Annotated in this window: 16 protein-coding genes; all 16 read left to right on the forward strand. The window is 73.0% G+C overall.

Annotation, left to right across the window (positions count from 1 at the left end):
* The first annotated feature begins 86 nt into the window (after positions 1–86).
* The 16 genes from ACYVKF_RS15670 to lgt all read left to right on the forward strand — a co-directional run bounded on the left by ACYVKF_RS15670 (position 87) and on the right by lgt (position 15,638).
* On the forward strand, positions 87–1,955 hold the full coding sequence (locus ACYVKF_RS15670) for an ABC transporter ATP-binding protein (protein WP_056914265.1): 1,869 nt from the start codon (positions 87–89) through the stop codon (positions 1,953–1,955).
* A complete protein-coding gene (locus ACYVKF_RS15675) occupies positions 1,952–3,733 on the forward strand; it encodes an ABC transporter ATP-binding protein (RefSeq protein WP_056914266.1) in 1,782 nt (593 codons plus the stop codon). Before ACYVKF_RS15670 ends, ACYVKF_RS15675 begins: the two co-directional genes overlap by 4 nt.
* Before the next feature lie 203 nt (positions 3,734–3,936).
* Positions 3,937–5,211: a glutamate-cysteine ligase family protein gene (locus tag ACYVKF_RS15680; protein ID WP_460967637.1), complete on the forward strand. Its 1,275-nt coding sequence runs from the start codon at positions 3,937–3,939 to the stop codon at positions 5,209–5,211.
* On the forward strand, positions 5,204–6,517 hold the full coding sequence (gene egtB, locus ACYVKF_RS15685) for an ergothioneine biosynthesis protein EgtB (protein ID WP_460967639.1): 1,314 nt from the start codon (positions 5,204–5,206) through the stop codon (positions 6,515–6,517). The genes ACYVKF_RS15680 and egtB overlap by 8 nt, the downstream gene beginning before the upstream one ends.
* A complete protein-coding gene (egtC, locus tag ACYVKF_RS15690; RefSeq protein WP_460967641.1) occupies positions 6,517–7,209 on the forward strand; it encodes an ergothioneine biosynthesis protein EgtC in 693 nt (230 codons plus the stop codon). Before egtB ends, egtC begins: the two co-directional genes overlap by 1 nt.
* Positions 7,210–7,251: 42 nt before the next feature.
* Entirely contained in the window at positions 7,252–7,620 is a 369-nt protein-coding gene (hisI, locus tag ACYVKF_RS15695; RefSeq protein ID WP_056914269.1) for a phosphoribosyl-AMP cyclohydrolase, read from the forward strand.
* Complete coding sequence (locus tag ACYVKF_RS15700; RefSeq protein ID WP_056918918.1) at positions 7,613–9,199, forward strand: anthranilate synthase component I; 1,587 nt, start codon at positions 7,613–7,615, stop codon at positions 9,197–9,199. The genes hisI and ACYVKF_RS15700 overlap by 8 nt, the downstream gene beginning before the upstream one ends.
* On the forward strand, positions 9,196–9,795 hold the full coding sequence (locus ACYVKF_RS15705; protein ID WP_460967644.1) for a Trp biosynthesis-associated membrane protein: 600 nt from the start codon (positions 9,196–9,198) through the stop codon (positions 9,793–9,795). The genes ACYVKF_RS15700 and ACYVKF_RS15705 overlap by 4 nt, the downstream gene beginning before the upstream one ends.
* A 49-nt stretch (positions 9,796–9,844) precedes the next feature.
* Positions 9,845–10,096 carry an HGxxPAAW family protein gene (locus tag ACYVKF_RS15710; RefSeq protein ID WP_056914272.1) on the forward strand — a complete coding sequence of 84 codons (252 nt, stop codon included), beginning with the start codon at positions 9,845–9,847 and terminating at the stop codon, positions 10,094–10,096.
* A gap of 3 nt (positions 10,097–10,099) precedes the next feature.
* A complete protein-coding gene (locus ACYVKF_RS15715) occupies positions 10,100–10,516 on the forward strand; it encodes a DUF2752 domain-containing protein (RefSeq protein WP_056914273.1) in 417 nt (138 codons plus the stop codon).
* 37 nt (positions 10,517–10,553) lie between these two features.
* Positions 10,554–11,345, forward strand: a complete 792-nt coding sequence (gene trpC / locus ACYVKF_RS15720) for an indole-3-glycerol phosphate synthase TrpC (protein ID WP_056914274.1) — start codon at positions 10,554–10,556, stop codon at positions 11,343–11,345.
* The gene (gene trpB, locus ACYVKF_RS15725) at positions 11,342–12,640 is read left to right on the forward strand and encodes a tryptophan synthase subunit beta (RefSeq protein ID WP_082553079.1); all 1,299 of its coding nucleotides are present in this window, start codon (positions 11,342–11,344) and stop codon (positions 12,638–12,640) included. The genes trpC and trpB overlap by 4 nt, the downstream gene beginning before the upstream one ends.
* Positions 12,637–13,461: a tryptophan synthase subunit alpha gene (gene trpA / locus ACYVKF_RS15730; protein ID WP_460967647.1), complete on the forward strand. Its 825-nt coding sequence runs from the start codon at positions 12,637–12,639 to the stop codon at positions 13,459–13,461. Before trpB ends, trpA begins: the two co-directional genes overlap by 4 nt.
* Positions 13,442–13,993 carry a DoxX family protein gene (locus tag ACYVKF_RS15735; protein ID WP_235529145.1) on the forward strand — a complete coding sequence of 184 codons (552 nt, stop codon included), beginning with the start codon at positions 13,442–13,444 and terminating at the stop codon, positions 13,991–13,993. Before trpA ends, ACYVKF_RS15735 begins: the two co-directional genes overlap by 20 nt.
* Positions 13,990–14,748, forward strand: coding sequence for a DsbA family protein (locus ACYVKF_RS15740; protein WP_460967650.1), 759 nt, complete (start codon positions 13,990–13,992; stop codon positions 14,746–14,748). The genes ACYVKF_RS15735 and ACYVKF_RS15740 overlap by 4 nt, the downstream gene beginning before the upstream one ends.
* Positions 14,745–15,638 carry a prolipoprotein diacylglyceryl transferase gene (gene lgt / locus ACYVKF_RS15745; protein WP_460967652.1) on the forward strand — a complete coding sequence of 298 codons (894 nt, stop codon included), beginning with the start codon at positions 14,745–14,747 and terminating at the stop codon, positions 15,636–15,638. Before ACYVKF_RS15740 ends, lgt begins: the two co-directional genes overlap by 4 nt.
* The last annotated feature ends 74 nt before the right edge of the window (positions 15,639–15,712 follow it).

Raw genomic sequence — 15,712 nt, forward strand, 5'->3', positions numbered from 1 at the left:
ATGCGTCCTGGCGGTCGGCGACGGCGCAGTCGGTGCCGCGTGAGAGGCTTCGGTGTTCCCACTCGTGCACCACCCGGAGGTTCCCTGTGTCCGTCGACGCCGCGCCGTCGCTGCGCCGCAGCCTCGGCATCGTGGGAGTCGGGATCCGCCGCGAGCCCCGCTGGTTCGGGCTGGCCGTGGCCGGAAGCGCCCTCTACGGCGTGATGACCGTGCTGACCGCCTGGGCCATCGGCAAGGTGACGCGGGAGCAGATCCAGCCCGCGGTCGCCGCCGGAGGCGTCACCGGTGCCCAGCTGTGGACGATCTTCGGCTGGGTGGCCGGCGTGGTCGTCGTCAACGTCGTCGGCGTCGTCATCCGCCGGGTCGCCGCCGGCTACACGATGTACAACGTGGCGGCCGGGTACCGCCGCGAGGTCACCCGCCAGTACCTGCGCCTTCCGCTCTCGTGGCACCACCGCCACCCGTCGGGGCAGCTGCTGTCGAACGCGAACGCCGACGTCGAGGCGACCTGGAACGTGTTCGCCCCGCTGCCCATGGCGCTCGGCGTCATCATCATGCTCGTCGCGGGCATCGTGCAGATGGTGCTCGTCGACCCGGTCATGGCGATCATCGGCCTGACCGTGTTCCCCGCGCTGTTCCTCGCCAACATGGTCTTCCAGCGCTCGATGTCCCCCCGGGTGTCGCGCGCCCAGCAGCTGCGCGCCGAGGTCAGCGAGGTCGCCCACGAGAGCTTCGAGGCCGCGCTCATCGTCAAGTCGATGGGTCGCGAGGAGCAGGAGGCGCGACGCTTCGAGGAGGTCACCCGCCGCCTGCAGGCCGCGAACGTCGAGGTCGGCCGCACCCGCGGCACGTTCGACCCGGTCATCGAGTCGATCCCCACGCTCGGCACGCTCGCGGTGCTCGTCGTCGGCGCGCACCAGGTCGCGAACGGCGTGCTCGAGCCGGCGGCGGTCGTCCAGGTGGCCTACCTCATCTCGGTGCTCGCGTTCCCCGTGCGGGCGCTCGGCTGGGTGCTCGGGGAGCTGCCGCGCACCGTCGTCGGCTGGGACCGTGTCGACGCCGTCCTCAAGGCCCGTGGTGAGCTGGAGTTCGGCGACGAGTCGTTGGCCCGCACCGGCGCGGCGCGCTCCCGGCTGGACCACGTCGACTACTCCTACGACATCGTCGACGAGCACGGGGTGGAGTCGAAGTTCCAGGCCATCCACGACGTCAGCATCGACGTGGCCGCCGGGTCCACGGTGGCCCTCGTCGGCCCGACGGGGTCGGGCAAGTCGACGCTGACCAACCTCACCCTGCGACTGGTCGACCCCGACCGTGGCGAGGTCACCCTCGACGGCACCGACCTGCGTCGCGTCGCCCGCGGCGGGGTGTCGTCGGTCGCGGCGCTCGTGCCCCAGCAGACGTTCATGTTCGACGACACCGTGCGGGGCAACATCACGCTCGGCCTCGACTTCACCGACGACGAGGTCTGGGCCGCGATCGAGGTCGCCCAGGCGACCGGGTTCGTCCAGGCCCTCGGCTCCGGACTCGACACCCGGGTGGGCGAGCGTGGCGCTTCCCTCTCCGGTGGTCAGCGTCAGCGGATCGCGTTGGCCCGGGCCATCATCCGGCGCCCCCAGCTGCTCGTCCTCGACGACGCGACGAGTGCCGTCGACCCCGCCGTGGAGCAGGCGATCCTGGCCGGCCTGCGCCGGTCCAGCGCCGGCACCACCGTCCTCGTGGTCGCCTACCGCATGTCGACCATCACCCTCGCCGACGAGATCGTCTACATCGAGCTGGGCCGGGTCGTCGACCACGGCACGCACCGCGAGCTCCAGGCGCGCTGCGCCGGCTACGAACGCCTCGTCACCGCCTACGCGCGGGAGGCCGCCGAGCGCGCCGCGGTCATCGCCGACGAGGAGGCCGCCCTCGCCGCCGACGTGGACAGCGCCGAGGAAGGGGTGGACGCACCATGAGCACCTCCATCGACGCCACCTCGGGCCTCGGCACGCTCGCGACCCTGCGCCGTGGGCTCGACCTCTCGCCCGAGCTGCGCCGCGGCCTGGGGGTCACCCTCGCCCTCGCCGCCGTCACGACGGTCGGTCGCGTGGTCGTCCCGTTCGTGGTCCAGAAGACCACCGACAACGGGCTGCTCGGCAAGAACGGCCCGGACCCCGGCCTCGTGACGCAGTACGTCCTGCTGGCCCTCATCGCCGTGGCCGCGACAGCGGTCACCGCGTATGCCGTGAACGTGCGCCTGTTCCGCGCCTCCGAGGCGGGGCTGGCGACGCTGCGGCTGCGGGCGTTCCGCCACATCCACGACCTCTCGATGCTCACCCAGAACACCGAGCGCCGGGGGTCGATGGTCAGCCGCGTCACCAGCGACGTCGACACGATCTCGCAGTTCGTGCAGTTCGGCGGGATCATCCTCATCCTCAGCCTCGGCCAGATCGCCGTGGCCACGGCCCTGATGCTCTTCTACAGCCCGTTGCTGACGGCCGTCGTCTGGCTCTGCTTCGTGCCGTTGCTGTTCGTCATCCGCCGGTTCCAGGCGATCGTGGGCCGCGCCTACACCAAGGTCCGCGAGCGGGTGGGCGACCTGCTCGCAGCCGTCTCCGAGTCCGTCGTCGGTGCCGCGACCATCCGTGCGTACGGCGTGGAGGAGCGCACGGCGCACCGGATCGACACCGCCATCGAGGACCACCGGGCCGCGGCGATCGGTGCCCAGGTGCGCTCGGTCGTGGCCTTCTCCTCCGGGCAGCTCGTCGCCGGGCTGACGCTGGCCGTCGTCCTCGTCGTGGGGACCATCCAGGCGGTGCACGACGACCTGAGCCTCGGGCAGCTGCTGGCGTTCCTGTTCCTCGTCAACCTCTTCACCCAGCCGGTGCAGCAGGCCACCGAGATCCTCAACGAGCTGCAGAACGCCGTCGCCGGCTGGCGCCGCGTCATCGGCGTGGTCGACACCCACGCCGACGTCGCCGACCCCGGCGACGCCGGGCAGGTGCTGCCGCGCGGTCCGATCACCGTCGACTTCGACGACGTCTCGTTCGCCTACCCCGGCGGGGACACCGTCCTGCACGACGTCAGCCTGTCCATCGCTCCTCGGTCACGGGTGGCGATCGTCGGCGAGACCGGTTCGGGCAAGTCGACCCTGGCCAAGCTGCTCACCCGCCTGATGGACCCGACCGACGGGACGGTCCGCATCGACGGCGTCGACCTGCGGGACGTGCGGTTCTCGTCCCTGCGCGAACGCGTGGTGCTCGTGCCGCAGGAGGGCTTCCTCTTCGACGCGACCCTGCGGGAGAACGTGCGCTTCGGCCGGCCCGACGCGACCGACGCCGACGTGACGCTGGCCATCACCGAGCTCGGGCTCGACGCCTGGCTCGCCGGCCTGCCGCAGGGTCTGGCCACCGAGGTCGGGCAACGCGGCGAGTCGTTGTCGGCGGGGGAGCGTCAGCTGGTGGCGCTGGCCCGGGCCTACCTCGCGGACCCCGACCTGCTCGTGCTCGACGAGGCCACCTCGGCCGTCGACCCCTCCACCGAGGTCCGGCTGCAGCGGGCCCTCGAAGGGCTCACCCGCGGGCGCACCTCGGTCGCGATCGCGCACCGCCTCTCCACGGCGGAGGCCGCCGACGAGGTCGTCGTCGTCGACCAGGGCCGCATCGTCGAGCGCGGGCCGCACCGTGACCTCGTGCGGGCCGGCGGCGTGTATGCCGCGCTGCACGCCTCCTGGTCGGCCCAGCAACGCGGCTGACAGGGCCTGCTCGCTGCCGGCCGCTCGCTGCCGGTCGTTCGCTGCCGGTCACGGCTGTCCACACCCGGGTGGGACGGTCCGCACTCGTGGCTGTCGGTGGGCTGTTGCATGATGGGTGGTGGACGGCCTGGTCGACAGCCCGGTCGCCCCGATGACCCGCGGATCCTGAGTGGATCCGGCCCGGACCGCGAGGGGCAGCACCAGTGAGCACGACAGCCGCACGACACTCCGCATCACGCCATCCGAGCGGGGAGGACGACTCCACCCCGATCGGCCTGGAGGACGCCCGCGCCCTCATCGAGGGTCTCGCCCTCGCCGACCTGCCGGTGGGCACCGTGGGCCTCGAGGTCGAGGGCCACGCCGTCGTCTGGGACGACCCCACGGCCCGGCCCTCGTTCGAGGTCCTGTCCGCGGTGGCCTCCCGGTGGGCGCAGCTCCCGGCGGGTGGGCGCACCAGCCTCGAACCCGGTGGCCAGGTCGAGGTCTCCTCCGCACCACACCCCGACATCGGCACCGCGCTGGTCGCCATGGCCCAGGACACCGCCCACCTGCGCGCAGCCCTGGCCGCCGAGGGACTCGGGTGGGCCCTGCTCGGCAGCGACCCCCTGCGACCGCCGCAACGGCTCAACCCCGCCCAGCGGTATGCCGCGATGGAGCGCTTCTTCTCGGCCAGCGGCCGCACCCGTGACCACGGCGCCACCATGATGTGTTCCACCGCCGCCCTCCAGGTGAACCTCCAGCCCGGGCACCCCGACCAGTGGTCCGACCGCGTCCGACGGGCTCAACGGCTCGGGCCGCTGCTCACCGCGATCAGCGGCAGCTCGGCCTACCTCGCAGGGCAGGACACCGGTTGGCACTCGGCCCGGCAGCGAGCCTGGACCGGGCTGGGGCGGCTCCGGGCCGGGCCCATCGACGACCGCGACCCGGCGCGCGCCTGGGTTGAGCGTGCCCTCGAGGCGCCCGTGGTGCTCGCCCCGCCCCGGGCGACCGGGGTGCCGGACGACCGCCCCGCCCCGTCGTTGCGCGCATGGATCACCGACCCCGGCGACTGGCCGGCGGCGACGGCCGCCGACGTCCGCCGCCAGCTGACGACGTTGTTCCCGCCCGTGCGGTTGCGCGGGTGGCTGGAGCTGCGCTGCCTCGACTCCCTGCCCGATCGGTGGTGGCCGGCCGTGGCCGCGCTGACGACGTCGTGGATGGACGTCGAGGAGATCCACCCCGTCGTCGACCGGGCCGTCGCCGCCACGGCCGACCGGTGGCACGAGGCCGCGAGCGACGGCCTCGGCGACCCGGCCCTGGGACGGGCCGCCGCCACCTGTCTCGAGGCCGCACTGTCCGTGGTGCCCGAGGGCGTCCGGCCCGCGGTCGAGGAGCTCACCGACCTCGCGGTGGCGGGACGCAGTCCCGGCACCCTCATCGTCGACGACCTCCGCAGGCGGGGGCCTGCGGTCGTCCTGGAGGAGATGTCCCGTGCCTGACCCGTCCGCACCCACCACCGCGCCGACCCCGTCCATCCCGGTGCTGCCCACCGCGACCGAGGTCGCCCGCGACCTCGAGCTCGCGCGTGAGCGCACGACCTGGCTCACCGAGCTCGACGAGGCCGAGCTGTTCGCCCAGCACAGCCCGATCATGAGCCCGCTCGTCTGGGACCTCGCGCACATCTCGCAGCAGGAGGAGCTGTGGCTGATCCGCGGTGGCGACCCGGCCTATCCGGGGATGCTGCCCGCCGGGGTCGACGCGCTCTACGACGCGTTCACCCAGCCCCGTGCGATCCGGCCCAGCCTGCCGCTGCTGCCCCCGGTCGAGGCCCGCCGCTACGGGCGGGAGGTCCGCGGTCGGGTGCTCGACGCGCTGGAGCGGGCGGACGACCTCTTCCCCTACGCCATGGTGGTGCAGCACGAGGAGCAGCACGACGAGACCATGCTGGCCACGTTGCAGCTGCGCTCGGGAGCCCCGGTGCTGACCCCGACGCGGCAGCTGCCGCCGGGACGACCCGTCGCGCCCGGCTCGGTGCTCGTCCCGGCGGGCGAGTTCGTCCTGGGGGTCAGCGCCCTCGAGGAGCCGAGCTCGCTCGACAACGAGCGTCCCGGACACGTCGTCGACGTCCCCGCGTTCCGCATCGGCCGCGTCCCCGTGACGAACGCCGAGTGGCAGGGCTTCGTCGAGGCCGGTGGGTACGACCGCGAGGAGCTGTGGTCGGCTCGCGGCTGGGCGCACCGGCACGAGGCCGGGCTCGAGCGACCCATGGCATGGCGCGGCGACGGCACCCGGGTGCGGTTCGGGGTCGTCGAGGACATCCCGGCCGACGAGCCGGTGCAGCACGTCAGCCACTTCGAGGCCGAGGCCTTCGCCCGCTGGTCGGGAGCGCGGCTGCCCACCGAGGTCGAGTGGGAGAAGGCCTGTGCCTGGGACCCGCAGGCAGGGCGACGTCGTCGCTGGCCCTGGGGATCCGCGGCGCCCGGCCCCGAGCTCGCCAACCTCGGTGGCGGGGCCCTGCGCCCCGCACCGGTGGGGTCGCTCCCGGCCGGCGCGTCGGCATACGGGGTGGAGCAGCTAATCGGGGACGTCTGGGAGTGGACGTCCTCGGCGTTCGAGCCCTGGCCCGGGTTCAGCCCGATGCTCTACGCGCAGTACAGCGCACCGTTCTTCGGCGGGGACTACCGCGTCCTGCGCGGTGGCTCGTGGGCGACGGCGGCGTCGACGGTGCGGCCGTCGTTCCGCAACTGGGACCACCCGTTCCGCCGGCAGATCTTCACCGGCGTCCGCCTCGCCTGGGACGCCTGATGTGCCGGCACCTCGCGTGGTTCGGGGCGCCGCGCTCGGTGGCGTCGCTCGTCCTCGACGCCGACCACGGGCTGCTCACGCAGTCGTGGGCTCCGCGCCGGCAGGCCCACGGAACGGTCAACGCCGACGGCTGGGGCATCGGGCTGCACCCGGAGGGCGGGGGAGCGGCGGCCCGTTGGCGCTCCGACAAGCCGATCTGGTCCGACACCAACCTGGCCTCCATGGCGCCGCACCTCGTCGCCGGCCGGGTGATCGCCGCGGTCAGGTCGGCCACCGAGGGGATGCCGGCGGACGCGACGGCGGCAGCGCCGTTCCTGCACGACGGGTGGCTCGTCTCGCACAACGGCAGGGTCGACCGGGCCGCCGTCGGACCCAGCCTCGACGCCGAGTCAGCCTGCGACGCGGCGCTGCTCGCCGCGCGCGTCGTCGCCGCGGGTCCCGAGCGAGTGGGGGCCACCCTGCACGACATCGCCGACGCCGACCCCGCCGCACGTCTCAACCTGCTGCTGCTGTCACGGGACCAGCTGTTCGCCACGCGCTGGGGCGACACGCTGTTCGTGCGGCATGACGACGACGGCGTCCTCGTGGCGAGCGAGCCGGACGGGTCCACCGGCTGGGAGGAGGTGCCCGACCGGCACCTCGTCACGGTCACCGCTGCGGGCGTGCGGGTCGCGCCGCTCACCAGCGGCTGACCCGCGGACCCGCCAGACCCGTCGCTTCGGCACAATGGCCCGGTGACCTCACCCGCAGCCCTCGACCCCCGGATCGCCGCCCGGCTCAAGCGTGACGCCCAGGGCCTCGTCGCCGCGGTGGTGCAGCAGCACGACAGTGGCGAGGTGCTCATGCTCGGCTGGATGGACGACGAGGCGCTGCGCCGCACCCTGACGGAGGGGCGCGTGACCTTCTGGTCGCGCAGCCGCGAGGAGTACTGGCGCAAGGGCGACACCAGCGGTCACGTGCAGCACGTGCGCTCGGTGGCGCTCGACTGCGACGGCGACGCGCTGCTCGTGCGGGTCGACCAGGTCGGCGCCGCGTGCCACACCGGCGACCACACCTGCTTCGACGCCGGCGACCTCGGCGCGGTGGTGGCCACCGATGGCTGAGGCACCCGTCGGCGCCGACCGGCCCGCGGGTGACGTCGCCCCCGACCTGTCGTTCGGCACGACCTGGCCCTCCCTGGAGACCTTCCAGCTGCTGGCCCGTGACCGTCGCGTGATCCCGGTCGTCCGGCGCCTCATGGCCGACGCCGAGACGCCTGTCGGGGTCTACCGCAAGCTGGCCAAGGACGCCCCGGGCACGTTCCTGCTCGAGTCGGCCGAGCACGGTGGGGTGTGGTCGCGGTACTCCATCGTCGGCGCCGCCAGCGGTGCCGTCCTCACCGAGCGTGACGGCCAGGCCCACTGGGTCGGGGAGGCTCCGGTCGGGGTACCCACGACGGGCAGCCCGCTGGACGCCCTGCGCGACACCGTGGCCGTGCTCGCCACCGCCCCGATCGAGGGCCTGCCCCCGCTGACCGGCGGCATGGTCGGTGCCATCTCGTACGACGCGGTGCGGCACTGGGAGAAGGTCCCGTCGGAGGTGCCTGACGAGCTGGGCATCCCCGAGATCACGATGATGCTCGCCACCGACCTCGCGGTCCTCGACCACGCGGACGGCTCGGTGCTGCTCGTCGCCAACGCCGTGAACTTCGACGGGACCGACGAACGCGTCGAGGATGCCTGGGCGGACGCGGTCGGGCGACTCGACGCCATGACGAGCGACCTCGCGGCGGCGGCCCCCAGCACCGTGTCGACGGTCGACGGTCAGGCCTTCGACCGGGCCCGGGGTGACGTGCGCAGCAACTACTCGCAGCCGGACTTCGAGGAGATGGTCGAGCAGGCCAAGGAGGACATCCGTGCGGGGGAGGTCTTCCAGGTCGTTCTCTCGCAACGGTTCTCGACGCCGTGCCCCGCTGACGCCCTCGACGTCTACCGGGCGCTGCGCACCTCCAACCCCAGTCCCTACATGTACCTGCTCCGTCTACCCCTGGCCGACGGGACGGCGTACGACGTCGTGGGGTCGTCGCCGGAGGCGCTGGTCAAGGTGACCGGGCGGCGCGCCATCACCCACCCCATCGCGGGGTCGCGCCCCCGCGGCAAGACGCCGGAGGACGACCTGCGGCTGGCGGAGGACCTGCTGGCCGACCCCAAGGAGCGGGCCGAGCACGTCATGCTCGTCGACCTCGGACGCAACGACCTCCAGCGCGTCTGCCGGGCCGGCACCGTCGACGTCGTCGAGTTCATGAACGTCCGCCGCTACTCCCACGTGACCCACCTCGAGTCCACGGTGGTCGGCGACCTCGCACCCGGCCACACGGCATACGACGTCCTCGCGGCGACGTTCCCGGCAGGCACCCTGTCCGGCGCGCCTAAGCCGCGCGCGCTCAGCCTCATCGAGCACTACGAACCCAGCCGCCGCGGCATCTACGGCGGCGTCGTGGGGTACCTCGACTTCCACGGAGACCTCGACATGGCCATCGCCATCCGCACGGCCGTCATCAAGGACGGCACCGCCCACGTCCAGGCAGGGGCCGGCATCGTCGCCGACTCGCTGCCCTCGGCGGAGTTCGAGGAGACGGTCAACAAGGCCGCCGCCGCCCTCCGGGCCGTCGCCACCGCCGGCGCCCTGCGGACCGTCCGGTGAAGCACCTCAGACCGACGTCCAAGCTCACCGTCATCCTGCTCGCCCTGATCGGGGCCGGCGTCCTGCTCGCCAGCGGCGGCCGCACCTGGGTGACCGGCACCGTCGACGACCCGGTCCTCGGTGCGAGCCGCATCCTCGGGACGGGCAGCGAGCTCGCGAGCGGGGTCGTGGCCCTGGCGCTCGTCGCTGCGGCCGCGGCCCTCGCCAGTGCCACGAGCGGGCCGGTCGTGCGCCGGATCACCCTCGTCGTGCTCGCCCTGGCCGCGCTCGGGGAGGGTGTCGTGGCCGCCCGGATCGCGCTCGACCCGGCGCAGTCCCTCGGTGCCGTCGCCGCGCGGTCGCTCGGACGGACCGGGTCGATCGAGACCCATGCCACCCCGACGTCCTGGCCGTGGATCGCCGTGGTCGCCAGCGTGCTGCTGCTCGTCGCCGCCGTCGGCGGCTGGTTCGGCGCGGGGTCGTGGCGCGGCCTGGGGGCGCGGTACGAGGCCCCGGGCGCGACGGCGGGTGCGCGTGGCCAGCGGGTGGCCAGCGACTGGGACCGGCTCGACGCCGGCGACGACCCCACCACGCGCGACGACGCGCCAGGCACCTGACAGAATGGCTCCGAACGACCTCCCCTCACTTCCCCAGGAGTCCCGCACCATGGCAGAGCACGAGATCCACGAAGACCACGGCCACAGCGTCGCCGCGTGGACGGCCGTCGGGGTCCTCCTCGTGGGCACCGCCGTCATGGCTCTCGCGGTCGCCATCGCGAACGTCCCGCTGTTCTTCGTCGGCGTCGGGGTCTGCGTCGTCGGCGTGGTCCTGGGCAAGGTCCTCGGGATGGCCGGCTTCGGCGCCAAGGACGTCCCGCCGGTGACGAGCGACTCCCAGAAGACCTCCGGCGTCAGCTGATCCGTGACGGTCGCGGCCAGCCGCCTCCCGGAGCCGCTCCGCGCCCCGCTGCTCGTCGGCGCCGGTGGGTTGCTCGCCGCCGCCGCGCTCTTGGCCCGTGACCCGCACACCGCGGGCTCGTGGCCGGTCTGCCCGATCCTTGCCCTCACCGGCGTGCCGTGCCCGGCCTGCGGTGGCCTGCGCGCCACCCACGACCTCCTCACGGGTCACGTCGTGGCCGCCCTGTCGAGCAACGCGTATGCCGTGCTCACGGTCCTGCTGGCTGCCGGTGCGTACGTCGCGTGGCTGGCTGCCGCCGCACGGGGGCGGCCCCTGACCTGGCTGCGGCGTTCGTCGTGGGTGGGTGGGCTCTGGGCCGTCGGGCTGCTGGCGTTCGGGCTGCTGCGGCTGCTGCCCGCCTTGTCCGTACTGCGACCCTGACGCGGCGCCGCCGGACCCGATCTATAGCCTGTCAACCATGGCCACCGTGCTTGACGAGATCGTCGCTGGTGTCCGCGAGGACCTCGCGGACGCCGTGTCCGCGACCCCTCCCGCCAGGATCGAGCAGCTCGCCCGCGACGCGGCTGCCGCGCTCGACGCCGAAGCCGCCCTGCGCCGGCCCGGGTTGTCCCTCATCGCCGAGGTGAAGCGGGCCAGCCCGAGCAAGGGGGCCCTGGCCGACATCGCCGACCCCGCCGCCCTGGCCGCCGACTACGAAGCCGGTGGTGCGACCGCGGTGAGCGTCCTGACCGAGCGCCGCCGGTTCGGTGGCTCCCTCGACGACCTGGATGCGGTGCGGCGGGCCGTGCGGATCCCGGTGCTGCGCAAGGACTTCATGGTGGAGGACTACCAGCTGTTCGAGGCCCGGGCCCACGGCGCCGACCTCATCCTGCTCATCGTCGCCGCCCTCGCGCAGGACGACCTGGTCCGCATGCAGCAGCTGGCCCGCGACCTCGGGATGACCGCCCTCGTGGAGGTCCACGACGAGGACGAGACGGCCCGTGCCGTCGACGCCGGTGCGTCGGTCATCGGCGTGAACGCCCGCAACCTCAAGACCCTGGCTGTCGACCCCGACACCTTCGGGCGCCTCGCGCCCCTCATCCCCGACACCTGCGTCAAGGTGGCCGAGTCCGGGGTCTCCGGACCCGCCGACGCCGCCCGCTTCGCCGGTGAGGGCGCGGACGCCGTGCTCGTCGGGGAGGCGCTCGTCCGTGGCAGTGCGCCACGACAGGCAGCCCACGACCTCATCGCGGCGGGAGCCCACTCATGACCGATCAGACGCCTGCCACCCCTGCGCACGGGCTCGTGCCCGAGCCCGTGGCCCGACCGGGCCGCTTCGGCGACTTCGGCGGCCGCTACGTCCCCGAGGCGCTGATCCCCGCGCTCGAGGAGCTCGACGAGGCACGGCGCAAGGCGATGGTCGACCCCGAGTTCCTCGGCGAGCTCGAGCGGCTGCACCGCACCTATACGGGTCGTCCCAGCATCATCACGGAGGTGCCCCGGTTCGCCGAGCACGCCGGAGGCGCCCGGATCATCCTCAAGCGCGAGGACCTCAACCACACGGGCTCGCACAAGATCAACAACGTGCTGGCGCAGGCCCTGCTGACCAAGCGGATGGGCAAGTCCCGGGTCATCGCCGAGACCGGCGCCGGCCAGCACGGCGTCGCCACTGCCACGGCGGCGGCCCTCATGGGGCTGGAGTGCGTCATCTACATGGGCAAGGTCGACACCGAGCGCCAGGCGCTCAACGTCGCCCGCATGCGGATGCTCGGTGCCGAGGTCAGGCCGGTCCCCACGGGCAGCGCCACGCTCAAGGACGCCATCAACGACGCCCTGCGCGACTGGGTGACCAACGTCGAAGACACCCACTACATCCTCGGCACCGTGACCGGCCCGCACCCGTTCCCCGAGATGGTCCGCGACTTCCACCGCATCATCGGGGTCGAGGCGCGGGCCCAGGTGCTCGACACCGCGGGACGGCTGCCCGACGCCGTCATCGCCTGCGTCGGCGGCGGTTCCAACGCCATGGGCATCTTCCACCGGTTCCTCGACGACACCGACGTCCGCCTCATCGGCGTCGAGGCCGGGGGAGAGGGTGTCGAGGGCGGACGCCACGCGGCCCGTTTCGCGGCGAGCTCGCCCGGCGTGCTGCACGGGACGTTCAGCTACCTCATGCAGGACGACGACGGCCAGACGCTCGAGTCGCACTCGATCTCGGCAGGGCTCGACTACCCGAGCGTCGGGCCCGAGCACGCGCACCTCCGGGACACCGGCCGGGCGGAGTACCGCTACGCCACCGACGAGCAGGCCATGAAGGCCTTCGAGCTGCTCTGCCGCACCGAGGGCATCATCCCCGCCATCGAGTCGGCACACGCGCTCGCCGGTGCCATCGAGGTGGGTCGTGAGCTCGGTCCGGACGCGCTGCTCCTGGTCAACCTGTCAGGGCGCGGCGACAAGGACATGCACACGGCCGCGGAGTACTTCGGCCTCATCGACGGCGACGCGGTCCCGCCCGGTACGGCCGACGAACCGGGCGCCGAGGGCGACGGGAGGACCCAGCTGTGAGCACCGCCACCGGCACGACCGGCATCGGGGTCGGCGACGTCCTGGCCCGCTGCCGCGAGGAGAACCGCGCGGCCCTCGTGGGCTACCTGCCCGTGGGCTTCCCGACCGTCGAGGGCTCGATCGCGGCGATGGTGGCCATGGTCGAGGCAGGCGTGGACATCGTCGAGGTGGGCATCCCCTACAGCGACCCGCTCATGGACGGACCGGTCATCGCGTATGCCGCGGACCAGGCCCTCAAGCACGGCGTCCGGGTCGGTGACGTCTTCACGGCCACCCGCGCCGTGCGTGACGCCGGCGCCCCGCCACTGGTGATGTCGTACTGGAACCTCATCCTGCGCCACGGACCGACCGCCTTCGCAACCGACCTCGCGGCAGCCGGGGGAGCCGGCATCATCACGCCGGACCTCATCCCCGACGAGGCCGGCGAGTGGATCGCCGCGAGCGACGCCAGCGGGCTGGACCGGGTCTTCCTGGTCGCCCCCAGCTCGACGGACGAGCGGATCGCCTCGGTCACCGAGCGCTGCCGCGGGTTCGTCTACGCCGTCTCCCACATGGGGGTCACCGGTGCGCGCACCTCGATGGGCGACGCGGCCTCGGTCATCGTCAGCCGCACCAAGGCCGCGACCGACCTGCCCGTCTGCGTCGGCCTCGGGGTCTCGACCGGCGCGCAGGCGGCCGAGGTGGCCGCCTACGCCGACGGGGTCATCGTCGGGTCCGCCCTCGTGCGGTGCCTCACGGAGGCCGCCGACCTCGAGTCCGGCCTCACCGTCCTGCGGGCCCTCGTCGCCGAGCTGGCCGAGGGTGTCCGGAGCGGTCGCTGACGTGGGCGTGCTCGCCCGGCCGCGGACCCGGGACGTCATCGGTCTGCTGGCCAGGCTCGTGCTCGGTGCCGTCATCCTCGTCGCGGGACTGCTCAAGGTGGGCCACCTCGAGACGTCCGCCCGGGCGGTGCGGGCCTACCAGCTCCTGCCGTACGACGTGGCGGGGTACGTGGGGTACGCCCTGCCGATCCTCGAGGTCGCCGTGGGCGTCCTGCTCGTGCTGGGCCTGTTCACCCGGGGGAGCGCCCTCGTGGGCGGCGTCCTCATGGTGGTGTTCATCGTCGGGATCTCGTCCGCGTGGGCCCGCGGCCTGAGCATCGACTGCGGGTGCTTCGGCAAGGGGGGAACCATTGCGGCGGCCCAGACGCAGTATCCACAGGAGATCGCCAGGGACGTCGGGCTGCTGCTCTGCGCCGCCTGGCTCGTGCTCCGGCCGCGCACCGCGCTGAGCCTCGAGCGCTTCCTGTTCCCGGACCGTCACGACCAGGCCCGGATCGACCCCGACCCGCACCACGAAAGGCCCCCGGCATGACCAGCAGCAGCGCCAGCCGCAAGGCGAAGATCCAGGCGGCCACGCCGAAGTCGCAGCAGCGCAAGGGCGCCAACCCGGTGGTCGTGGCCACCGTGGTCGTGGTCGTCATCGTCGCGGCGGTCGTGACCGCCGTGATCCTCGGCAGCCGCGACAGGGAGGCGGCGACCACCGCCGGTGGGTCGTCGCTCCCCAAGGGTGCCTCCGCGATGGGGACCGGGATCGTGGTCAACCCCGGTGCCCCGGCCAACGTGCCGACGCTGGACCTCTACGAGGACTTCCAGTGCCCCATCTGCGCCGAGTTCGAGCACCGCTTCGGTGAGGGCATCACCGCCCTGGCGGAGAAGAACCAGGTCAAGCTCGTGTTCCACACGCTGAGCTTCCTGGACGACAACCTCCGCAACGACTCGTCCAACCGCGCGGCCAACGCGGCGGCCTGCGCCGCCGACCAGGGCAAGTTCCTCGAGTACCACACGGCGACGTTCGGGGGGCAGCCGCTGAAGGAGGGCGCCGGCTTCACCGACGCGGCGCTGAAGTCGTTCGCCGAGAAGGTCGGGATCACCGGAGCCGGCCTGACCACCTGGCAGCAGTGCTACGACGGCCGGGCCCACAACCAGTACGTCGAGTCCGTCCAGACCCAGTCGGAGAAGGACGGCGTCCACGGCACCCCGACGCTCAAGCTCAACGGCAAGGACATCTCCCTCAACGGCTTCACCAACGAGTCCCTCGACGCCGCCGTCAAGGCCGCCACCAAGTGAGTGCAGCGGCGGTCCTGACCCTCCCCTCGGCCCTCCCGGCCGCCATCCCCAGCCCAACGTCCGGTGTCTGGCACCTCGGGCCGTTCCCGCTCAGGGGCTACGCCCTGTGCATCCTGGCCGGGATCGTCGCGGCGGTGTGGATCACGGGCCGGCGGCTGGCGGACCGGGGCCACCCCTCCGAGAAGGCGATCGACATCTCCGCCTGGGCGGTCCCGTTCGGCATCGTCGGAGGTCGCCTCTACCACCTCATCACCTCCCCGCAGGCCTACTTCGGCGAGGGCGGTCACCCGTGGCGCGCCTTCGCGATCTGGGAGGGGGGCCTCGGCATCTGGGGGGCCATCGCCCTCGGCGCCGTGGGGGCCTGGATCGGGGCGCGTCGCCACGGCGTCTCCTTCCACGACTTCGTCGACTCGGCCGCTCCCGGGGTCGCGGTCGCCCAGGCGCTGGGCCGCTGGGGCAACTGGTTCAACAACGAGCTCTACGGCCGGCCGACCGACGTCCCGTGGGGCCTGACCATCCACCAGTGGGACAGCGCCGCGGGACACGCGGTCCGTGACTCGTCGGGCAAGGCGGTGGTGCTCGGCACCTTCCAGCCGACGTTCCTCTACGAGTCGCTGTGGTGCCTGCTCCTCGCGCTGGTGCTCGTCCTGCTGGACCGCCGCCGGGCGCTGCGCAAGGGACAGCTGTTCGCCCTCTACGTCGTGGGGTACCCGCTCGGTCGCATCGTCTTCGAGCTGATGCGCAGCGACGACGCCAACCACATCCTCGGGGTGCGGGTGAACGTGTGGACGAGCATCCTCGTGTTCCTGCTGGGGTTGTTCCTCTTCCGGGCGGGGCGTCGCCGCGAGGTGGCCGTCCCCGCACGCTCGGCATCTCACCATACGGAATAGGGCGGCTCACATGCTAGGACGAGAAGGGTTGTCGGTATTCTCGTCCGAGCCGTGGCCAAGGCCGTCCACGCGCG

The sequence above is a fragment of the Pedococcus soli genome, assembly GCF_054782575.1.

What these genes read in the sequence shown, in the direction of transcription:
- ACYVKF_RS15675 (WP_056914266.1), top strand. Translation starts at nt 1,952, where the DNA reads ATGAGCACCTCCATCGACGCCACCTCGGGCCTCGGCACGCTCGCGACC.
- egtC (WP_460967641.1), top strand. Translation starts at nt 6,517, where the DNA reads ATGTGCCGGCACCTCGCGTGGTTCGGGGCGCCGCGCTCGGTGGCGTCG.
- ACYVKF_RS15700 (WP_056918918.1), top strand. Translation starts at nt 7,613, where the DNA reads ATGGCTGAGGCACCCGTCGGCGCCGACCGGCCCGCGGGTGACGTCGCC.
- ACYVKF_RS15710 (WP_056914272.1), top strand. Translation starts at nt 9,845, where the DNA reads ATGGCAGAGCACGAGATCCACGAAGACCACGGCCACAGCGTCGCCGCG.
- trpC (WP_056914274.1), top strand. Translation starts at nt 10,554, where the DNA reads ATGGCCACCGTGCTTGACGAGATCGTCGCTGGTGTCCGCGAGGACCTC.
- trpB (WP_082553079.1), top strand. Translation starts at nt 11,342, where the DNA reads ATGACCGATCAGACGCCTGCCACCCCTGCGCACGGGCTCGTGCCCGAG.
- ACYVKF_RS15740 (WP_460967650.1), top strand. Translation starts at nt 13,990, where the DNA reads ATGACCAGCAGCAGCGCCAGCCGCAAGGCGAAGATCCAGGCGGCCACG.